Source organism: Edaphobacter lichenicola, from assembly GCF_014201315.1.
GTDB classification, from domain to species: Bacteria; Acidobacteriota; Terriglobia; order Terriglobales; family Acidobacteriaceae; genus Edaphobacter; species Edaphobacter lichenicola_B.
The window spans coordinates 1,277,993-1,296,234 of the sequence record NZ_JACHDY010000001.1 but is presented as its reverse complement, the minus strand read 5'-3'; the positions used below and the strand labels follow the sequence as shown (position 1 = coordinate 1,296,234).

Genomic DNA, 18,242 nt, shown 5'->3' with positions numbered 1-18,242 from the left:
CGGGAACAGGTTGAATGGCGGAGAGGGAGGGATTCGAACCCCCGATAGACTTACGCCTATGTCTGATTTCGAGTCAGGTGCATTCAACCGGGCTCTGCCACCTCTCCGCATTTCTATCAATCACCCTGGACCTTGTCTTTGGCGTGGCCAAAGCAGCGGTGCCAGTGTGGTGTTAATTGCAGTCTGAGGAACTGTAACTAACCTATCGATGGCAGCCGCAACACCAGCAGGCGCGAGATGCGAAGAGCGCACATCCATCGATAGTGATCTGTAACCGGGCATTTCTCAGAAGACTTGGAGATCCTGCCCAGCTATGACAAGTCTACCGGCAAAGGTGGGTCTGGTGCAATGCCGCCTGTATCCTCAGCGATCCCACCCTCACCTGGCTGCACGCAACCGTTCGCTGCGCTGAGCGGCGGGTCATCAGACGATTCACTCGACAAGGCTCCGACGCGCAACTTTAGTTCATCTAATATGGTGCGAGCGAGATGCAAATGAGTCTCATCTTCGAAATCCTAGAAATCTTCGAAGCTGTAGTCAGCGGAGGCAGATGTTGAGAAGTGCAGACCTCTCCGGGAAGAGAGTCGTCGTTACCGGGGCGACCGGCTTCCTCGGAGGCTATGTTGTCGATCAGCTTCAGAGAGCCGACGCAACCGTCATTGCCGTCGCCGACCGCAGCCGCACCGCTCGTCGTCCCGAACACCCAGCCAGATCCATCGAAACGCTCTGGTTCGACCGGCCGGACAAGCTGGCAGAATCGGTTCAATCCGCGAAACCCGACTACGTGGTCCATCTTCACGCAGCGGTAACGACAAATCGCAGCGCCGAAGCGGTTCGAAGCACGCTCGAGACGAATCTGCTTCCCTCGCTCGATCTTATGACGGCTTGCGCAGAGATGCAGGTGAAGCGGCTTATCCTCCTCGGCTCGGGTGAGGAGTTCGGTCCAGTCACCGGACCCTTCGATGAGAACACCGCATCGGACCCCGCCTCGCCCTACGGCGCCAGCAAGGCGGCGATCACAGCCTATGCCAGGATGTTTCATCGCGCCTTTCAGCTTCCTGTCGTGGTTCTCAGGCCATCGGTCGTCTATGGCCCCTTTCAGGCTCCGCGCATGCTCATCCCACAGGTGCTGCAATCGCTCTTCGAAGGAAAAGAGATTGCAGTCACCGAAGGCAGGCAGACACGCGACTTTATCCACGTGGAGGATGTAGCAAAGGGTGTCGTCAGCGCTCTTGTAAGAGAGGGCGTCGAGGGTCGTTCCTTCAACCTGGCCTCTGGTGAAGTGGTTACGGTGAGAGATTGCCTGGAACGGATCGAGCGCATCACACGGCGCCACGGGCTCATTCGCTACGGAGCCCTTCCGTATAAGACAGGCGAGATCTTTTCCTACGAACCGATTGCAGAGACAACTTTTTCCGCTCTCAACTGGCGTCCAGCCATCTCCCTGGAAGAGGGCCTCACCAAAACCTGGAAGTCCGTTCGTGATTGTTGACTTTAGCTGAAACCACACTAAAGTAGAGAGCAGGAAGAGAGCCTCTTTGACCCCGGTAAAGCCGCTTATTTCAATCGTAGTGCCTGTCTTCAACGAGGAGGCGAACATCCTTCCTTTCTACGATGCCGTGTGCGCTGAGACGGGAAAACTAGAGGACTTATACCGGTTCGAATTTGTCTTCACCGACAATCACAGCTCTGATCAGACCTTTCCCCTGCTGCGGGATCTCGCCGCGCGAGATAGCCGGGTCCATGCCTATCGATTCTCGAGAAACTTCGGATTCCAGCGCTCGATCATGACAGGTTACACCCGCGCGCGTGGCGACGCAGCGATCCAGCTTGACGTTGACCTCCAGGATCCTCCCGAGTTGATCGCGACATTTTTGCAGGAGTGGCAGCAGGGAGCCGATGTCGTCTATGGCGTCCGCATCAAACGGCAGGAGTCCTGGCTTCTCAATCTGCAAAGAATCATCTTCTATCGTCTGATCGATCGACTCAGCGAAGAGAAGATTCCGGTCGATGCGGGCGACTTTCGTCTGATCAGCCGGCGCATCATCGATCTCCTCAAGAGCTTCGAAGACGCTCAACCCTACTTGCGCGGCACCATCGCCACGATGGGCTTCAAGCAGGTTGGAATACCGTACAGCCGCAATGCCAGGCTTCGCGGAGAGAGTAAATTCCCGTTTTCAAAGTTGGTGTCGCTCGCGCTGGATGGAATCCTGAATCATTCTGTGGTGCCGCTCCGTCTCTCCACCTACTTCGGACTTATCATCTCGGTGATCACGTTGATATCGATCATCGGCTACACCTCGGCAAAGCTGATCTTCCGCTCGCAATGGCCGGCAGGCTTTGCCACACTGGCCGCTCTCAGCCTGGCATCGATCAGCATCAATGCGATGCTTCTCGGCATCATCGGCGAATATCTTGGCCGTATGTATCAACAGCTGAAGAAGCAGCCTCTCACCATCATTGAAGATGTAGCCGGAGTAGCGGAAGGGGACAACCTATCCTTGACGTCCACGGTTACAAATAGCTTGTCGGGCAATTAGAGGGAATTAGACGTGACTTGGCGAAACATAGATACAACATAGATACTTGGTCACGAAGGCTAACGCTTCGCAGCACTTCCGGGCGGAAGGAAATCAAAGCATGAAAGCAGTCATCCTCGCGGGTGGACTTGGAACACGACTGGCGGAGGAGACTACGCTTCGACCCAAGCCGATGGTGGAGATCGGTGGACTGCCGATGCTCTGGCATATTCTCAAGATCTACTCCCAGCACGGCATCAACGACTTCATCATCTGTTGCGGATACAAGGGCTACGTGATCAAGGAGTTCTTTGCGAACTACTTTCTCCACATGTCCGACGTCACCTTCGACATGCAGTTGAACAAGATGCAGGTGCACAACTCCGTTGCCGAACCATGGCGCGTCACGCTGGTCGATACCGGCGAGCTGACCGGAACGGGCGGCCGCCTTCGTCGCGTGAGGCAGTACCTCGATCCGGGCGAGCCCTTCTGCATGACCTACGGTGACGGGGTCGCAGATGTCGATATCACGGCATCGATTGCATTTCACAAACAGCACCGGAAGGCCGTCACGCTGACCAGTGTCCAGCCCATCGCCCGCTTCGGCGCACTGGGACTCAACAACACGCAGATCTACTCCTTCCAGGAAAAGCCGTCCGACGAGGGAGGATGGATCAACGGCGGCTTCTTCGTCCTCGAACCTTCAGCAATCGATGCCGTCACCGATGACTCGCAGATGTTCGAACGGGAGCCCATCGAGACGCTCGTGAACAAAGGAGAGGTCCACGCCTTCTTCCACCGCGGCTTCTGGCAAGCGATGGATACTCTCCGCGAAAAGCAGCATCTGGAAGAGCTCTGGCAGACGGGCAAAGCACCCTGGAAGACCTGGTAGATCGCTTGCGTCACGATACGAATCGCCACCGAGCGCGCTACAGTTCTACGAATTTGGAAGTAGAGGCGAAGGATTTATAACCAGGGAGGCGGAGGGTTTCATGTCGCACGATGCGAAGTTCTGGGCTGGAAGGCGCGTCTTCCTCACCGGGCATACCGGCTTCAAGGGTGGATGGCTCGCTCTGTGGCTCTCTCGCCTGGGTGCAGAGGTCCGAGGTTACTCGCTCGACCCGTGCACGACACCCAGCCTCTTCGACGCCGCGCGCATAGGCAGCAGAGTGGAAGACATTCGCGGTGACATTCGCGACGCGGCTCATCTGGAGAGCTCCATGAAGAGCTTCGCCCCGGAGGTTGTCTTTCACCTCGCTGCGCAGCCTCTGGTGCGTCTCTCCTACGACGATCCCATCACCACCTACGAGACAAACGTAATCGGCACAGCTCGCGTGCTGGACTCGGTTCGCCGTACGCCGTCGGTTCGCGCCGTAGTCTCGGTCACCACCGACAAATGCTACGAGAACAAAGAGTGGGTGTGGGGCTATCGCGAGACCGATCCCCTTGGCGGCTACGATCCCTACTCCAGCTCCAAGGCCTGCGCCGAGATCGTCTCCGCCGCCTTCCGGCAGTCTTACTTCCCGGTCGACAGAATCGCCGACCACCGCGTGGCCATCGCCACCGCACGCGCCGGTAACGTCATCGGCGGAGGCGACTGGTCACTCGACCGCTTGCTCCCTGACCTCGTTCGAGGTTTTCTCTCCGGCAAGCCAGTGCCTATTCGTCGCCCGCACGCGATACGTCCCTGGCAGCATGTGCTTGAGCCGCTCCACGGCTATCTGAGTCTCGCAGAAAAGCTGCTCTCCGCAGAGCCCGCGAAGTACGCAACAGCCTACAACTTCGGCCCTGCAGACAACGACGCGCGCCCCGTAGGTTGGATTGCAGAGCGCATGACGCGCACCTGGGGCGACGGCGCCTCGTGGGTTCTCGACGAAGACCCCAGCGTGCACGAAGCCGGCTATCTCAAACTCGATGCAAGCCGAGCCCGCGCCGACCTGGCCTGGACGCCGCACCTGCATCTTGCCGACGCGCTCGATTGGCTCGTCCGCTGGTATAAGGCGCACGAAGCGGGAGCTGACATGCAGGCCTACACGTTCGACCAGATCAATCAGTATGAGACGATCCTCGCAAGCACGCCGAAGTTTTAGATTCGATCGGAAGCGTTACTCTCAGCAATTTATCCTGAAGGTGATCAAAGAGATGCTTCATTGCGGGGGAGAGAGCCTAATGGCGCAGACACCACAACCCGCCGCGGCGTGGACCTCCGACCTCAAGCAATGGTTGCGTGAGTTAGCCGTGCACTCCGGCTTCGATACTGCAGGAGTAGCGCCAGTCGCCACAGGCAATCCCGAAGACAATAAGCCACTCGACGCGCATCGATTCGAAGCCTGGATCGAAGCCGGCCGAGCAGGCGAGATGGACTACCTCAAGCGCCGCGACGAGCAAGGAGTCCTTCTTCGAAGCGATGTGCAGATCGCGATGCCCTGGGCGCGGTCGGTCATCGTCTGTGCGCTGAACTACAACGCCTCCGCCCCGCTCTCCATCGACGAATCCACACCCGGCACCGGCTGGATCGCCCGCTACGCCTGGAGCGGCCGCACCGATCCCGCAAACCCCAACGAGCTCGCCCCCACCGACTATCACGACGAGCTACTGAGCCGCCTCAAAAAAATCGAATCGCAACTCCACGAGCGGTTCTCCTGCCAGACTCGCTGCTACGTCGACACCGGCCCCCTGGTGGAGCGCTCCGCAGCCGCAAAGGCCGGCATCGGCTGGGTCGGCAAGAACACCTGCATCCTCGATCAGAAGCTCGGCTCCTGGCTTCTGCTCGGCGTCATCATCACCTCGATCCCGGTATCGTCCCCGTTCGAGCTCGAAGTCGCTGCCGACCGCTGCGGAAGCTGCACCCGCTGCCTCGACGCCTGCCCCACCAACGCACTGGTCGCGCCGCGTGAGATGGATGCCTCACTCTGCATCGCCTACCTCACCATCGAAAAAAAAGGCGTCATCGCCGAAGAGCTACGCGAGCCGATTGGCCGCCAGGTCTTCGGCTGCGATATCTGCCAGGACGTCTGCCCCTGGAACCGCCGCTCTCCCATCTCCCAAAACGACGGCATGCTCGCGCGAAGACAGTTGATCAATCCGCCCCTCGCCTGGCTCGCCGAGATGGACTCCGCAGCGTTCAAGCGATGGTTCAAGGGCTCTCCCCTCGAGCGAACCCGTCTGAAGCGACTGCATCGCAACGTCGCCATCGCCATGGGAAACACCGGCGACACGCAGTTCCTTCCCCAGCTCGAGCAATGGAGCGCAGCCGAAGATCTTGTGCTGGCCGAGTCGTCTCAATGGGCCATAGCACGCATCCACAGCCTCGCGACGCCTCACGACAGCCTCACGACCGCTCCAAACCGCCAGTCCTCCTAAGCCAACACCAGCGACCACCAAAAACGGGCACCCTCTGCTAGCATCGGAGTGAATCGCCGGTCGCCGCTCGCCGGATCTTGCATCGAACTCTCCTATGCCGTCAATTCTTCCCGACAAACCCGACGCTCCCGCGTCTTCGAAGACCGACCAGCCAGACCTGCCGCCGAAGCCGATCGAGGACGTCGCGCCCGTCGTTCGCGAATACGGCCTGTCGGCACAGATCGTCGCCCTGGCCCGCTACATGGCCCGCACCGAGGTCCATACCTACGCGTTCAGCGTGGCCGCTAACGTGATCCTTTCGCTCTTCCCCTTCATCGTACTGCTGCTGACCCTCTGCCGCAGCGTCTTTCACTCGCGCTCGATGGAGGCCATCGTCGGCGACATGATGAAGAATCTCCTTCCCGTCGGCCAGGACTTCGTCATGCGAAACATGCAGCTGCTGGCCCACCCCCACAAGGGAACCCAGCTCTTCTCGCTGGTCATGCTGCTCGTCACCTCCACAGGCGTCTTTCTGCCGCTCGAGGTTGCGTTGAACAGGGTCTGGGGAGTGCGCCAAAACCGAAGCTACCTCCACAATCAGGCCATATCCCTCGGGCTTGCCTTTGCGGTCGGCTTCCTGGCGATGGCCTCGGTCGCCTCCACGGCCAGCCAGCAGACCATCCTGGCCTGGGTCTTCTTCGGCCATACGGAAAACATCGTCTTCCACTTTGTCTCTTTCGGTTTCCTCAAGCTCTGCGCCGGGCTTGCGAGCATCCTGATGTTCTTTCTAATCTATTGGGTGTTGCCCTACAGAAAGATTCCGGCGCGAGCGGTTCTCCCGACGGCGATCGTCATCGGCCTGCTGTGGCAGATGGCGAAGTACCTCTATATCAAGGCCCTCCCTTGGCTCGATTTTCAGTCCGTATACGGGCCGTTTTATATTTCCGTAGGGTTGATGATGTGGGCGTTTCTTTCCGGCTTGCTGTTGCTGGCGGGCGCGCATTTTTCGGCAACAAGACATACCCTGAAGCTGGCACGGCAGGCGGAACTGGAGGCGGCAAACGATGCAAGACCCGAATAGCCCTACCGGGCCGCGCGTTCTTAGCCTGCTGAGAGAACGGCTGCCGACAGGTCTTGCCGGCGCCGCAGCGTGGCTTGGACTGTGGTTCTGCGTGCTGTTCGTCCGTCGCTGGATCCCAGGCGGATTCGGAACGTTTCTGGGAGTGCTGCAGTTTTTTGTTGGAATTGCGCTGGTCTCGGTTGTCGTTCCCCTCGTCTGGCAGCTGGTGCGAAAGCATCTGCTCTGGAGCCTTCGCAACAAACTGGTGCTCACCTATCTGCTCATCGGTCTCGCACCGGTAGTCCTGTTCCTTACCCTGGTTGCTGTGCTGGCCTACGTCGCAGCCGGGCAGTTCGCCATCCACCTCACCGACTCCAGGCTGCAGGCCGAGTTAATCCAGATGAGAAACGAGAGTGGCCACCGCGCCGACCTTACCACCGCGCTCGTCGCCGAACGGCCAAAGGATACAGCGGACCAAATTGGCGGTGCCATTCAGACCATCGAACAGGCCGGGGAAGTAGCTCGTCTCGAAGTTCCCCGCATGAGGTTGCATCGCCAGATCCGCGTGTTTATGAACGGCGCTCAGCTCGACCTTGGCCCAAAATATAACGGAAAAGCGCCGTTCGGTCTTCCTCCCTGGGCGACGGAACTGCCGAGTGGTGAATTCTCAGGGTTGGTTCTGGACGGCCATGACCTCTATCTTGTCACCCTTCATCAGAAGAGGTGGAACGACGGTCGCCTCTTCACTCTAATGTCGAGCCTACCGGTGGACAGCGCCTTCCTGAAGTTGATCGCGGAAGGCCTGGGACAGGCGAGCCTGCTGCCCCAGCGCGCCGGAAGAGCCGCCAACGATATCAGCCGGGATAATAAGGCGGCGACCAACGCCGGCACTCCCGCACCTACTCAAAAATCGAGTCGGGGGGCCAGACTCGCAGTTGGTCCCGATGGAATCAACGGCGGATCGAACTGGATCGTCGGTGGTACCGAGCCGCCAGCCGTCAACCTCGTTGACGCCCGCGTGAGCTTTCCTTCGACTGAACCGATCGTCGATTGGGACACAGGCGAGCGGGACAACGTTCTCATAGCGATAAACTCCCGGCCGTCTCTTCTCTATAACCAGTTGTTCGGCTCCTCGCTCGGCGGCATTGTAACCAGCGTTCTGCGCATCGCGATCGTCCTGCTCTGCGTGGTCTTTGCGCTCATTGAACTTCTGGCGCTGTGGATGGCGATCGGTCTCAGCCGCTCCATCACCTCGTCGGTGGCCGATCTCTACAGCGCAACCGAACACATCGACCGTGGCAATCTGGACTATCGCATTGGGGTAAAAAGTAACGATCAGCTGGCCGAACTAAGCCGATCCTTCAACACCATGTCAGGATCACTGAAGCGCCTCCTTGAAGAACAGAAAGAGAAAGAGCGGCTGCAGAACGAGATCTCCATCGCGCAGGAGGTGCAGGCCAACCTCTTTCCGCTTCACGCCCAGGGGCTCGCAACGCTCGATCTGCACGGAGTCTGCCGCCCTGCACGCTCGGTCAGCGGCGACTACTACGACTTTCTCGTCTTTCACGAAGAAGCCCATGCAGGCATGGTGGACCGCCGCGAGACCGGCGTCGGCATTGCCATCGGCGACATCAGCGGGAAGGGAATCTCCGCGGCGCTGCTCATGGCAACGCTCCACTCCGCCGTGCGGGCCTACCGCTTCGCCAGTGAAGAGCTCGTCTACAGCGAATCCAGTGTGGCCGGGCTTATGGCCAGCAGGGAAGGCCGTGGCGGAGACTGCGACGAGCTATTCCAATCGCCGGGGCGCATCCTCTCGCTGCTCAATCGGCACCTCTACCGCAGTACGCAGCCGGAGAAGTACGCAACCCTGTTTCTCGCTCACTACGACGTCGCCACTGCCATGATGACCTACTCCAACGCAGGACAGCTTCCGCCTCTCGTCCTCGGCCGCGACGGTCACATCCGCCGGCTCGACAAGGGAGGTACCGTGGTGGGGCTCATGGACGGCATGAGCTACGAAGAAGACCGATTCCACATGCAGCCGGGAGACATCATGGTCGCCTACTCCGACGGCGTGACGGAGCCGGAGAACGACTTCGGCGAGTTTGGCGAAGAGCGCATGATGGAGGTCGTCGCACGCTACCGGGATCAGCCCCTGCACGTTATCTCCGGCCAGGTGATGCTGGCGCTCGACGCCTGGATCGGCGCCGAAGAGCAACCCGACGACATCACCCTCGTACTCGCCCGCAAGACCTGAAGGAAGTTGTCCTGCCGGACGGGCGCCCTACGCGGGCAGCGGTCACTTCGTGACGCGTATACCTTTCTTGCAGCCGACGATCTGCGTTGGTCCTCCCGTTGGTCGGAATCAATTTCTCCTCCGACCAACGGGAGGACCAGGCGAAGCGGTATACAAGTCACGAAGTGACCGCTGCCCGCGCAGGAGGCCCGTCCGGCAGGACAACTCCTGAAAAAATAGTTGGAAAACGTGGCGTATTTTTCAGCGACGAAAGATGCGATGTCAGAACACCATCTCCACCACGCATTTCACCACAATCACACCATCAAATAACCACGATCAAACACTCACTTTTTCCAAAACACCCCTCAAAAACCCAGCAAAAACGACAGAAGTCCAGCCGCCCACCACGCCAAACTTTTTTCTCGAAATTCCTATTTTTCCTGGATCGCTTTAATCGCAATCGAGTTGGGAGAGATTCCAGCGGGAAGAATGGTAAAGAGCGCCGGCCCCTGCTTTCCCGCCGTCCGAACAACCGCAACATCGCCCGAATGCGTATCCGCAGCCAGCAAGAGGTGCTCATCCTCCGAAAACGCAAGCGCACCCGGCCCCGAACCCGTGCGCACACTGCCCGCCAGCTTCCCGTCGTCGATGCTGTAGAGCCCAATAGAATCAGCACCCTGATTCGAAACCCAAAGCATGCTGTTGTCACGGCTCACTATTCCGTGAACCGGCCTGTTTCCAATGGAGTAAGTTCCCCCAACCTCATTGGTCCACGTAGCGATCTCGGAGAAGCTGTCCGAGTCAAAATTCGAAACGAAGATCTCCCCGCCATCCGGCTTCATTGCAAGATGAACCGGCGTCTTCCCAACATCAAGCAAGGCCAGCATATGGTCCGTTGTAAGCGATGGATTTTGTTTTGCAGCCCACGATCCAGGCGCTGCCGCAAGACCTACTGCCATCACCTGATGTCCCGCGGAGCAGGCCACGAAGACCTTCGAGGAGTCGGGCAAAATGACAGTGTCCGCCGCTCCCGGACAGCCGGAAGATGTCGAACGAAGATGTATGGCCATTCCAGACGACGGCTTGGCGGAGTCGTAGGGAGTTACATCGAAGAGAGACACACTGCCGCTGCCATGATTCGTGACTACAAGAGTGCGGCCGTCAGGCGAGATGTGCGCCTGAGCGGGTTGCTCGCCAGCACCCGCGACGGAGACTTCGCGTCGGCGATCAAGATCAAGAACACTGACGCTGTTGGAGCCGTAGTTGGCGACGTAGGCCCGGTGTCCAGTGGGGTCGACAGCGATGAAGTACGGTTGGCGGTGGACCGAAATTGTCGCAACGACACGATTCGCCTCGGCGTCGATTACGGAGATGGTGCCGGACTGAGCGTTGGCGACGTAGATCTCATTTCGGGCCGGATTGACAGCCAGATTGGTTGGGTTCGCGCCGACCTGGAGCGTGCGATCCTGACGCAGATAGACGAGATCCAGCACCGTGACTGTATTCGATCCTCCGTTGCTGATGTAGGCGTACTCTCGATAGCCGGCTGGAACGTCGGGGAAGCTGCTCCTGCGGCAACCTGAGAGGTTGAGGAGCCCAAAGGCTGCGAGCATGACGAAACGAAAGGAAGAAAGGTGGGGCGTGGGCACTGTTCGGAGTCTATCGAGGTGTTCCAAGGGCGGCAAGGGGAAGTGCGATAGGCGAAGAGTTTTTCGCTATTCCCCGAAACTTCTGGAGCCATCTGGTGTTTAGGTTGGCGATGCTGATTCATCGAAGGACGATTGACAGCATCACGTGCAATTCCTACTCGGACAACGAAGCTGTGGTCCCCCGCGGCTTCGTTGATTTTTAGCGGCGGCCATCCCGCACATGAACCCAGTTCCAGACGGTCCATGCGAAGTATCCTCCCTGAATAACCCATACTGCCACGTAGGCGAAGAGCAGGTGCCGGTGAGGCATGGTGCTCATATCGAGGAACGAACGCCAGGTCATTGCGGAATCTCCAAAGAAGCTTCGATGGCCTGCAGGGCGGCTTCCTGTTCGGCAAGTTGGCGGCGGCGCTCGAGGGCGAAACGGAAGAGAACGATGCAGATACCCCACAGAGTCCAGCCCGCCAGATTCCAATAGAAGGCGGGAAGCATGGAGGGATCGATACCTGAGTCAGGTCCGCCTCCGAAGACTGGCGCAGGATGTTGGGTGCGCCACCAGCGAATGGACATGTAGACGATGGGAACATCGACTGCGGCAAAGACCGAGAGGACCGCGGCGAGAGTGTGGGTCTGGCCGGTAGAGGAGAAGCTGCGCAGCATGAGGTAGCTGACATAGAGCAGCCACAGGAGCAGCATGCTGGTAAGGCGGGGGTCCCAGGTCCACCAGATGCCCCAGGTGGCGCGTCCCCAGAGCATACCTGTGAGGAGGCAGATGCTGGAGTAGACGACGGTCACTTCCGCAGTGCTAAGAGCCAAGGCATCTGCGGTGAGGGCCTTGAGCGGGTCGCGACGTCGCCAGTAGAGATAGAAGAGCGAAGCTACGAAGTTGATGTACGGGAAGATCAGACTCAACATCGCGATGGGGACGTGGTAGTAGAAGATACGCCCGACGTTGCCTTGCGCTGCGTCCGTGGGGACTAGGAAGATGGCCTGGCGGAAGCCGACGGCGAGCACAGCGACGCTGATTCCAAACCAGAGCCAGGCGACGCTGCGGAGAGTGGGGGTACGCTGCTCCATGGATCTAGTTTATCGCGAATGCGGTCATTCGGCGTTGAGGACGGTCTCGAAGAGCAGAATGCAGACCGTGGTGAAGATGATGTCGTAGCCGAGGAGCTGCTTGATCCAGGTGTTGATCTGGATGGAGTCGAGGTCTGCGGTGAGAACCCCGGTGGTGGCCTGGACCATTGCCAGGAGGGCCGGGAGGGAGATAGGGAGGAGGAGAAGTGGGAGGAGCAGTTCGCGGTTGCGGGCGCGAAGTCCGAGGGCAGCGAAGAAGGTGCCGTTGACGACTAGCGCCCAGGTTCCTAGCGGCAGGATGAGGGCGAGGAGCCAGACGTTGCCGAGGGCGTGGAGGTTGAAAAATACGATGAAGATGGGGGCCAGGACCGCCTCGACGGCCAGGACGAAGAGCATGTTGGCGAGGGCTTTGCCGAGGAAAAGGGCGGAGGCGGGGGAGGGGGCCATACGCTGGGCTTCGAGGACGTTGTTGCGCTGCTCCCGGGTCCAAGACTGGTTGAGGGCGGTGATGGAGGCGAAGAGCAGGGCTACCCAGAGGATTCCGCCGGAGATCTGGCGGGCCATTGTGGGGTAGCTGGTGGGGTCGAAGGCGAGGCCGAAGACTACGACGACCAGGAGGGAGAAGAAGAGCATCCCGTTGATGGAGTCGCGGGAGCGCCACTCGAGGCGGAGGTCTTTGCGGAGGTGGTCGAGGACGTGCTGGAGGTACTTCATGCCGGCGCGTGGCCTTTGGTGAGGTCGGCGAGGGTTGCTTTGGCGGCGCGGAGGTAGTCGGCGGGAGCGAGGAGGAGCTGGAGGCCACGCTGGCCGGCGGAGACGGAGATCTGGTCGAAGAGTTCGATGGTCTCGTCGGCGAAGGCTGGGAAGGGCTTTTTGGCTCCCATGACGGTGACTCCGCCGCGGATGTAGCCGGTGAGCGGCTCGACTTCTTTGAGGGAGGCTAGTTCGGCTTTTTTTGCGCCGGCGGCGTGGGCTAGTTTTTTGAGGTCGAGTTCGGCGTCGCCGGGGATGACCGCGAAGACGTGGTCTATCCCTTTTGGGCCGGCGGCGCCGGTGTTGGTGTGGGCGAGGAGGGTTTTGAAGACCTGCTCGGGGGGGAGGCCTATCTTGCGGGCGACGGAGAGGGCGGTGAGGTCGTCGGGATCGACCTCGTAGGGGCGGAGTTCGTAGGGGATGCCCAGGGTGTCGAGGAGGCGGGCGGCGTTGGTCTTGGCTGGGGCAGGCGTCTTCACCCAGCGGCCTCGGCTGGGGAGTCCGTGATGTGGTGGTTCGTCTGCTGGGAGCTTACGATCTGGCCGTTGCGCATGGTGAGGGTGCGGTCGGCGATGGGTTCGGCTAGAGCGGACTGGTGGGTGGTGAGGAGGATGGTGCGGGCGCCGGCTACTCCGTTGACTGGAGCTACGGGCCAGGTGCGGAAGTCGGCGAGGAGCTCGACCATATGGCGGGCGCTAGCGGCGTCGAGGTTGGAGAAGGGCTCGTCTAGGAGGAGGATCTCGGGGTCGGTCTGGAGGACGCGGGCGAGCGAGGTGCGCTGGCGCATGCCCTGGGAGTACTGGCCTACGGGGCGGTTGAGTTTGGGGTCGAGGCCGACGGCGCGGAGGGCCATCTCGGGGTTGCCGACGCAGGCGCAGCCTCCTTCGCGATGGAGCGAGGAGAAGTAGTTCAGGTTCTCGATGGCGGTGAGCTCGTCGTAGAGCATGGGCGAGTGGCTCATGTAGGCGATGCGGCGGCGTTGCAGGTGAGGATGGCCGGAGAAGACGGTGACGCGGCCGCGCGTGGGCGTGATGAGGCCGGCGATGATGCGGAGGAGGGTGGATTTTCCGGCTCCGTTTTCGCCGAGGATGACGGTCGAGGAGCCGGTGCAGAAGCTGGTGGTTACGTTGCGGAGGGCGGCGAAGGTGCCGTAGATCTTGGAGACGGAGTCGAGCGAGATGCAGTCCGTGTCGGCGGCGGAGGGAGAGATGCTGCTGCGGGTTGTCTCTGCCGTCTGCGTCATATTTTTTCGTGCGCGGCGGTTAGCGGGTTGTGGGAGGGGTTGCGGCGGCGGTGGTGGCCGGGGTTGCAGAGGCCGGCGCCGGGGCGTACTTGGAGGCGCATTTGGCCTGGAGCTGGGTGGCGTGGAAGACGCCGTCGTGGCCGTAGGTGCCGACGGCGAGGGCCTGGGCATCGTCCTTGAAGGTGTCGGGCGGCGGCTCGGAGCCCTGGTAGACGACTGAGAGTTTGCGGCCCTGTTCGAGGAGGTCGAAGGTGGCGCTGGTGCCTACGCGGTGGATGCTGCCGGGGGCGACGTTGCCGGCTACACGGAGGTGGCGGACGTAGGCTTTGTTGCCCATGCCCTGCAGCTCGCCGATGGTGACGTAGTAGCTCTTGTTGTCGCGGCCGCCGGTGAACGAGAGATAGGCGATGGTGGCCACGATGATGAGTGTGGCGACGATGAATTTGATCGGGCTCTTGTGGAGTGCGTTTGCCATGTTCTTCGTCTTTCAGTCTACGTTCGCGGGTTCGATTTGGGTAGTCAACCGGTTGGGGGGTACCCCCCCTCCCCCCTGAGGGTATTTTGGGCGGAAGTCTATTGGAATGAATCGGTTGCAGAGAGGGTGTGTCTGTAAAGTATTCCATCCAAATGACTTGCGTACAAAATATTTGTTTTGTTGTAGTTGCGCTCCTGGTTGTGTGGGCGGAGCGGGAGTCTATTGATTCCTGTTTGCTACTTCTATTTTAGACGATTGGCGGGGGGTAATACGCCACGACAAAAGGTGCTCTGGGCGCGGGTTTTGTCATAGGTGGGGCTTGACAAGATTTTCTCCCGTTATGTTCGTGGACTAGAGTCTCGTCCACGCTTTATGCGCTAAGGAGCTTTTTGGGCTTCTTCGAAGCAGGCGTTTGAGATATGGTTCGGCAATGCGTAAAGGATCGATTTTGCTAGTTTGCGGGTTTGTCTTCTCTTCGTTTGTTTCTTCGCTGGTGTCATCGGTAGCGCAGAGCAGTGTTCGTTTGGACAGTTCGGCGTTTGATCGTTATACGGGATGCAGGTTCAGCGATGAACTTGCGGTGGTGGAGACGTCGCCGTTGGCGCCGGGCATTCACGAGCGAACGGTTGAAACCCTGAAGGGACCGAGACAGGTTGGGATGGTAGAGGGGCGAAGGGTGATGTTCGCGTATCCCGGGAAGGATTTCTACGCCAACGTGAAGGTAGAGATACTGCCGGAGAAGGACTATGCGGAGACGAGACAGACATTGGTCGACAACTTCGACTACTTCCTGGCATCGAGTAAAGACAGCACAAGAAACTATGGGTTGAAGCCGAAGCTGAACGGTCTGGATATTCGTGGGCTGGATAGAGACAAACTTGAGGGTGGAGTGCTGGGTATTTATCTGCTGTTGAATGATGCGACGAGAATGGTGACTACAATTTATTTTTTGAATCAGGAGCCAAAGGACCGAAGCTTCCAAACGATTGAGGACTATCGCATGATGAGAGATCGATTTCTTTCGACCTATACAGCGTGCGTCGGCGCAAAGTAGTTGCAGGGAACAGTTGCGGGTGGTTGCGCCAGACGATATGAATTCATCACACATCTCAAATGTACTTGAGGTCAGGTGCACTTTCACTTTTCGTGGTGTCTAACCTGATATGACCTTTAGAATGTGGACTGTGCGGGTGGTCCGCTTTGCGGGTTGGGTGGTTGTGTCTCTGGTGCTGCTCATTTTTCTGGCAGTGCAGATTCAGCTGATACTATCGCGCTGGCGAGCCGAGCGGCTGTCAGCAGATATGCATCAGATTCGCCTCTACCAAAGCACCTGGGCCGATGCGCAGCGTCTCATGAATCGCTGGGGAGCGTGGGGCCACTACGACGGAAGCTGCACGGCTGCAAGTTGCCAATACGCAATCGGCATGGGCACCATCAGATATCAAAACCCCAATGCTCCCCGCCGCGCTTGGGTGGAATGGTTTTCTGCGCACGACCGATTCAATCTCTACGAATGGCTCGGTGGCCGCGACGCAGTATTTTATGCTTCCTTCACGGTTCATGACGGGACCATCTGGAGAACAGGCAGCGGGATCGGCGTCACCGTCCCCACCAGGAGGATCCGAAGGGATAACGATTGGCCCCGGAGTCTCTCTATCAGTGCCGTGAGTTACCAGAGACTTCATCGGACAATAGAGAATTGGCCGGCTTATATGGGCTCTGAGGATGAACTCGCCCAACACCCGTACTACAAAGTAGGAAGGCCAGGGGGCTGCGAGATCAACTGCCAGTTTGAGGTTGTCTACTATTCCACCCATACTCCACCTGCCGAGATTGAGCGCCTGACGTCGTACAATTTCTCCTGCTTTACTCAGTTGATCGCGTGTTCACACATTGAAGATCTATTACCTGCATCCAAAGAGTGGCACCTCTACGACGATCCATACTCATCCAGCCCCACTGTGCCGATACCACCTCCAAGGCCCGAATCTAGTTCCTATGTTCAGACGCCAATCCCTCCCTGCAGCAACATTCCTGTGTGGGCGCACGCGCGGGACGCCCGCTTTGTTTTAGCCGTCGAGGCTCTGACGAAGATCGAGAACGACCCCGAGTCCGATCCCTTTGTGGCAAAAGTCCGGGTTGTTACCTCTCTCAAGGAACCTGCTCCCTGGCTGAGTGGCGCGATCGTAAACGCACACCCCTTTCACGGGAATGAATATACTTCACCGCCTGAGGAGTCCGAAGATCTGGTTCCAGGAAGGCGGTACATCGTGTTTCCCGTTGGAAATGACGAAAAGCACGACATCCTAACAAAAGACTCGCCAATCAAACTCGACCGATGCGGCGTGCTGGAAGACACTCCTGAAATACGGCGCGAGCTTGAGAAGGGGTTTGCGCAGAACGACACGCTGAATCCTTAGTCCCAACTGAAAACAAGCAACTGCAAAGACGAAATGCGGGGGTCTCTCCACTGCGCCGTGCGATAAGACTGCACGGCTCCGGTCGAGATGACGATCTGTAAAGTTTCTGGACAGGTTGAAGCACGATCTGGGCAGGCTGCTGGCCTCTTTGCCGGAGGTGAATGAGGTGGCCCTTTCGCATGTTGGGAGTGAAAAGTAGAGTAGAGGTATGGAGACCGCTGGGGGAGTTGCAGGCAAGAGTGATCGGGGTCGGATGGCTTATAGTCTGCGCCCGCATCGAGTGGGAGACATGGGGTGGATTGTCTATCGAGAGGGTCTCGGATATGCCGAGCAGTATGGATGGGATGAGACGTTTGAAGCGTTGGTGGCGCGGATTGTGAGTGAGTTCGTCATGAACTTCGACGCTGAGCGAGAGCGCTGCTGGATTGCTGAGGTGGATGGCAAGAGTGTGGGGCATGTGTTTCTGGTGAAGCATCCGACGGAAGCTGAGACGGCGAAGCTGCGATTGCTGTTTGTTGAGCCAAGTGCGCGGGGCATGGGGTTGGGAGATGCACTGGTGAGTGAGTGCGTTCGTTTTGCGCGGGGCGCGGGATACAAGAGAGTGGTTTTGTGGACGCAGAGCATTCTTACAGGCGCGCATCGGATCTATGAGAGAGCTGGGTTCAGGTTGGTGAAAGAAGAGCCGCACCACAGCTTTGGGAAAGATCTCGTAGGACAGACCTGGGAGCTCGATTTGATTTGAGGGGATTGAGACGAACGAAGCGGAGATCGTTGGGATCTCCGCTTCGTTTTAGAAAGCGCTTAGACGGCTGTGCTGGTTACGGTTTTGGGTTCGGCGGCGGTGGTGTTGACGCTGTCGGAGATGGTGGAGAGGAGCTCGTCGGCGTTCTTCTCTTCGTCGAGGATGCTGTCGAGGAGGTCGGCTGCGTCGTCGTCGCCGAGGAGTTCGGCCCAGGTGCGGAGGGTGCCGTAGACGGCGATCTCGTGGTGCTCGACCTGCTGGGCGGAGGCGATGAGGGTGATGTCGCGGATGCTGGTGTCGCCTGCGTCCTTGATGTTGTCCTCGGCTTCGGTGATGAGGGCGGAGATGGCTTTGCAGGTGGAGGTGTCGGCGTTGCCGTTGGTGGCGTCGCGGAGGATGCTTTCCACTTTAGCTACGTGGCCCTGGGTCTCTGTGAGGTGATTGCGGAAGGCGGTGGCCAGTTGCGGGTCGGTGGACTTCTCAATCATGGTGGGGAGGGCCTTGGTGATCTTCTGCTCCATGTCGAGCGCCTTTTTGAGGTTGGCGATGTAGAGGGTGCGGAGGTCTTCGATGTTCTCGGAGAATAGCTTCATGGTGATGCTCCTTTTGGAAAAATCGCGAGATGTTCCCGCTGGCGCGCGGAGGCGTCTTTGGTGTTGCGTAAGGTGTGGGTGAGAGCGGCGAACGTTCAAGCCGGGGTGCTCACGGTCGTTCTGCGTTCTG

18 protein-coding genes and 1 tRNA gene are annotated in these 18,242 nt (G+C 59.0%); 10 read left to right on the top strand and 9 right to left on the bottom strand.

The window, feature by feature from the left end:
- Positions 1-15: 15 nt before the first annotated feature.
- Positions 16-107, bottom strand: a tRNA-Ser gene (locus HDF09_RS05565).
- Positions 108-550: 443 nt separating this feature from the next.
- On the opposite strand from HDF09_RS05565, the gene HDF09_RS05560 reads away from it, so the two are divergent.
- The 7 genes from HDF09_RS05560 to HDF09_RS05530 all read left to right on the top strand — a co-directional run bounded on the left by HDF09_RS05560 (position 551) and on the right by HDF09_RS05530 (position 9,178).
- Positions 551-1,492, top strand: coding sequence for an NAD-dependent epimerase/dehydratase family protein (locus HDF09_RS05560; protein ID WP_183762618.1), 942 nt, complete (start codon positions 551-553; stop codon positions 1,490-1,492).
- Between the two features lie 46 nt (positions 1,493-1,538).
- Entirely contained in the window at positions 1,539-2,540 is a 1,002-nt protein-coding gene (locus tag HDF09_RS05555; RefSeq protein ID WP_183762615.1) for a glycosyltransferase family 2 protein, read from the top strand.
- Between the two features lie 100 nt (positions 2,541-2,640).
- On the top strand, positions 2,641-3,411 hold the full coding sequence (rfbF, locus tag HDF09_RS05550; protein WP_183762609.1) for a glucose-1-phosphate cytidylyltransferase: 771 nt from the start codon (positions 2,641-2,643) through the stop codon (positions 3,409-3,411).
- Between the two features lie 100 nt (positions 3,412-3,511).
- The gene (rfbG, locus tag HDF09_RS05545) at positions 3,512-4,609 is read left to right on the top strand and encodes a CDP-glucose 4,6-dehydratase (RefSeq protein WP_183762606.1); all 1,098 of its coding nucleotides are present in this window, start codon (positions 3,512-3,514) and stop codon (positions 4,607-4,609) included.
- A 79-nt stretch (positions 4,610-4,688) separates the two neighbouring features.
- A complete protein-coding gene (queG, locus tag HDF09_RS05540; RefSeq protein ID WP_183762603.1) occupies positions 4,689-5,882 on the top strand; it encodes a tRNA epoxyqueuosine(34) reductase QueG in 1,194 nt (397 codons plus the stop codon).
- Between the two features lie 94 nt (positions 5,883-5,976).
- Positions 5,977-6,942, top strand: coding sequence for a YihY/virulence factor BrkB family protein (locus HDF09_RS05535; protein ID WP_183762600.1), 966 nt, complete (start codon positions 5,977-5,979; stop codon positions 6,940-6,942).
- Positions 6,926-9,178: a PP2C family protein-serine/threonine phosphatase gene (locus tag HDF09_RS05530; protein WP_183762597.1), complete on the top strand. Its 2,253-nt coding sequence runs from the start codon at positions 6,926-6,928 to the stop codon at positions 9,176-9,178. The genes HDF09_RS05535 and HDF09_RS05530 overlap by 17 nt, the downstream gene beginning before the upstream one ends.
- Positions 9,179-9,591: 413 nt before the next feature.
- Here HDF09_RS05530 and HDF09_RS05525 read toward each other — a convergent pair whose 3' ends face one another.
- The 7 genes from HDF09_RS05525 to HDF09_RS05495 all read right to left on the bottom strand — a co-directional run bounded on the left by HDF09_RS05525 (position 9,592) and on the right by HDF09_RS05495 (position 14,357).
- Positions 9,592-10,809 carry a beta-propeller fold lactonase family protein gene (locus tag HDF09_RS05525; protein WP_311718752.1) on the bottom strand — a complete coding sequence of 406 codons (1,218 nt, stop codon included), beginning with the start codon at positions 10,807-10,809 and terminating at the stop codon, positions 9,592-9,594.
- Between the two features lie 199 nt (positions 10,810-11,008).
- Positions 11,009-11,152, bottom strand: coding sequence for a hypothetical protein (locus tag HDF09_RS05520; protein WP_183762594.1), 144 nt, complete (start codon positions 11,150-11,152; stop codon positions 11,009-11,011).
- Positions 11,149-11,886, bottom strand: a complete 738-nt coding sequence (gene ccsA / locus HDF09_RS05515) for a cytochrome c biogenesis protein CcsA (protein WP_183762591.1) — start codon at positions 11,884-11,886, stop codon at positions 11,149-11,151. Before ccsA ends, HDF09_RS05520 begins: the two co-directional genes overlap by 4 nt.
- Positions 11,887-11,910: 24 nt before the next feature.
- Positions 11,911-12,600 (bottom strand): heme exporter protein CcmB, encoded by a 690-nt coding sequence (locus HDF09_RS05510; protein WP_183762575.1) that lies wholly within the window; start codon positions 12,598-12,600, stop codon positions 11,911-11,913.
- A complete protein-coding gene (gene ybaK / locus HDF09_RS05505) occupies positions 12,597-13,118 on the bottom strand; it encodes a Cys-tRNA(Pro) deacylase (protein WP_183762572.1) in 522 nt (173 codons plus the stop codon). The genes HDF09_RS05510 and ybaK overlap by 4 nt, the downstream gene beginning before the upstream one ends.
- Positions 13,115-13,882: an ABC transporter ATP-binding protein gene (locus HDF09_RS05500; protein ID WP_183762555.1), complete on the bottom strand. Its 768-nt coding sequence runs from the start codon at positions 13,880-13,882 to the stop codon at positions 13,115-13,117. Before HDF09_RS05500 ends, ybaK begins: the two co-directional genes overlap by 4 nt.
- Before the next feature lie 19 nt (positions 13,883-13,901).
- On the bottom strand, positions 13,902-14,357 hold the full coding sequence (locus HDF09_RS05495; RefSeq protein WP_183762552.1) for a cytochrome c maturation protein CcmE: 456 nt from the start codon (positions 14,355-14,357) through the stop codon (positions 13,902-13,904).
- Positions 14,358-14,787: 430 nt separating this feature from the next.
- Here HDF09_RS05495 and HDF09_RS05490 point away from each other — a divergent pair, with 430 nt between their 5' ends.
- From HDF09_RS05490 to HDF09_RS05480, 3 genes are all read left to right on the top strand, one after another.
- Positions 14,788-15,411 carry a hypothetical protein gene (locus HDF09_RS05490; RefSeq protein WP_183762549.1) on the top strand — a complete coding sequence of 208 codons (624 nt, stop codon included), beginning with the start codon at positions 14,788-14,790 and terminating at the stop codon, positions 15,409-15,411.
- Between the two features lie 109 nt (positions 15,412-15,520).
- The gene (locus HDF09_RS05485) at positions 15,521-16,777 is read left to right on the top strand and encodes a hypothetical protein (RefSeq protein ID WP_221270001.1); all 1,257 of its coding nucleotides are present in this window, start codon (positions 15,521-15,523) and stop codon (positions 16,775-16,777) included.
- A gap of 208 nt (positions 16,778-16,985) precedes the next feature.
- Positions 16,986-17,519 (top strand): GNAT family N-acetyltransferase, encoded by a 534-nt coding sequence (locus tag HDF09_RS05480; protein WP_260180928.1) that lies wholly within the window; start codon positions 16,986-16,988, stop codon positions 17,517-17,519.
- A 59-nt stretch (positions 17,520-17,578) separates the two neighbouring features.
- Here the strand turns inward: HDF09_RS05480 and HDF09_RS05475 are convergent, their stop codons facing one another.
- On the bottom strand, positions 17,579-18,112 hold the full coding sequence (locus tag HDF09_RS05475) for a YciE/YciF ferroxidase family protein (RefSeq protein ID WP_183762543.1): 534 nt from the start codon (positions 18,110-18,112) through the stop codon (positions 17,579-17,581).
- Positions 18,113-18,242 lie beyond the last annotated feature (130 nt).

Coding starts and splice junctions, on each gene's coding strand:
- HDF09_RS05535 (WP_183762600.1), top strand. CDS start 5,977: ATGCCGTCAATTCTTCCCGACAAACCCGACGCTCCCGCGTCTTCGAAG.
- HDF09_RS05560 (WP_183762618.1), top strand. CDS start 551: ATGTTGAGAAGTGCAGACCTCTCCGGGAAGAGAGTCGTCGTTACCGGG.
- HDF09_RS05530 (WP_183762597.1), top strand. CDS start 6,926: ATGCAAGACCCGAATAGCCCTACCGGGCCGCGCGTTCTTAGCCTGCTG.
- HDF09_RS05490 (WP_183762549.1), top strand. CDS start 14,788: ATGCGTAAAGGATCGATTTTGCTAGTTTGCGGGTTTGTCTTCTCTTCG.
- HDF09_RS05510 (WP_183762575.1), bottom strand. CDS start 12,600: ATGAAGTACCTCCAGCACGTCCTCGACCACCTCCGCAAAGACCTCCGC.
- rfbF (WP_183762609.1), top strand. CDS start 2,641: ATGAAAGCAGTCATCCTCGCGGGTGGACTTGGAACACGACTGGCGGAG.
- HDF09_RS05500 (WP_183762555.1), bottom strand. CDS start 13,882: ATGACGCAGACGGCAGAGACAACCCGCAGCAGCATCTCTCCCTCCGCC.
- HDF09_RS05475 (WP_183762543.1), bottom strand. CDS start 18,112: ATGAAGCTATTCTCCGAGAACATCGAAGACCTCCGCACCCTCTACATC.
- HDF09_RS05485 (WP_221270001.1), top strand. CDS start 15,521: ATGACCTTTAGAATGTGGACTGTGCGGGTGGTCCGCTTTGCGGGTTGG.
- queG (WP_183762603.1), top strand. CDS start 4,689: ATGGCGCAGACACCACAACCCGCCGCGGCGTGGACCTCCGACCTCAAG.
- rfbG (WP_183762606.1), top strand. CDS start 3,512: ATGTCGCACGATGCGAAGTTCTGGGCTGGAAGGCGCGTCTTCCTCACC.
- ccsA (WP_183762591.1), bottom strand. CDS start 11,886: ATGGAGCAGCGTACCCCCACTCTCCGCAGCGTCGCCTGGCTCTGGTTT.
- HDF09_RS05495 (WP_183762552.1), bottom strand. CDS start 14,357: ATGGCAAACGCACTCCACAAGAGCCCGATCAAATTCATCGTCGCCACA.
- HDF09_RS05480 (WP_260180928.1), top strand. CDS start 16,986: ATGGAGACCGCTGGGGGAGTTGCAGGCAAGAGTGATCGGGGTCGGATG.
- HDF09_RS05520 (WP_183762594.1), bottom strand. CDS start 11,152: ATGACCTGGCGTTCGTTCCTCGATATGAGCACCATGCCTCACCGGCAC.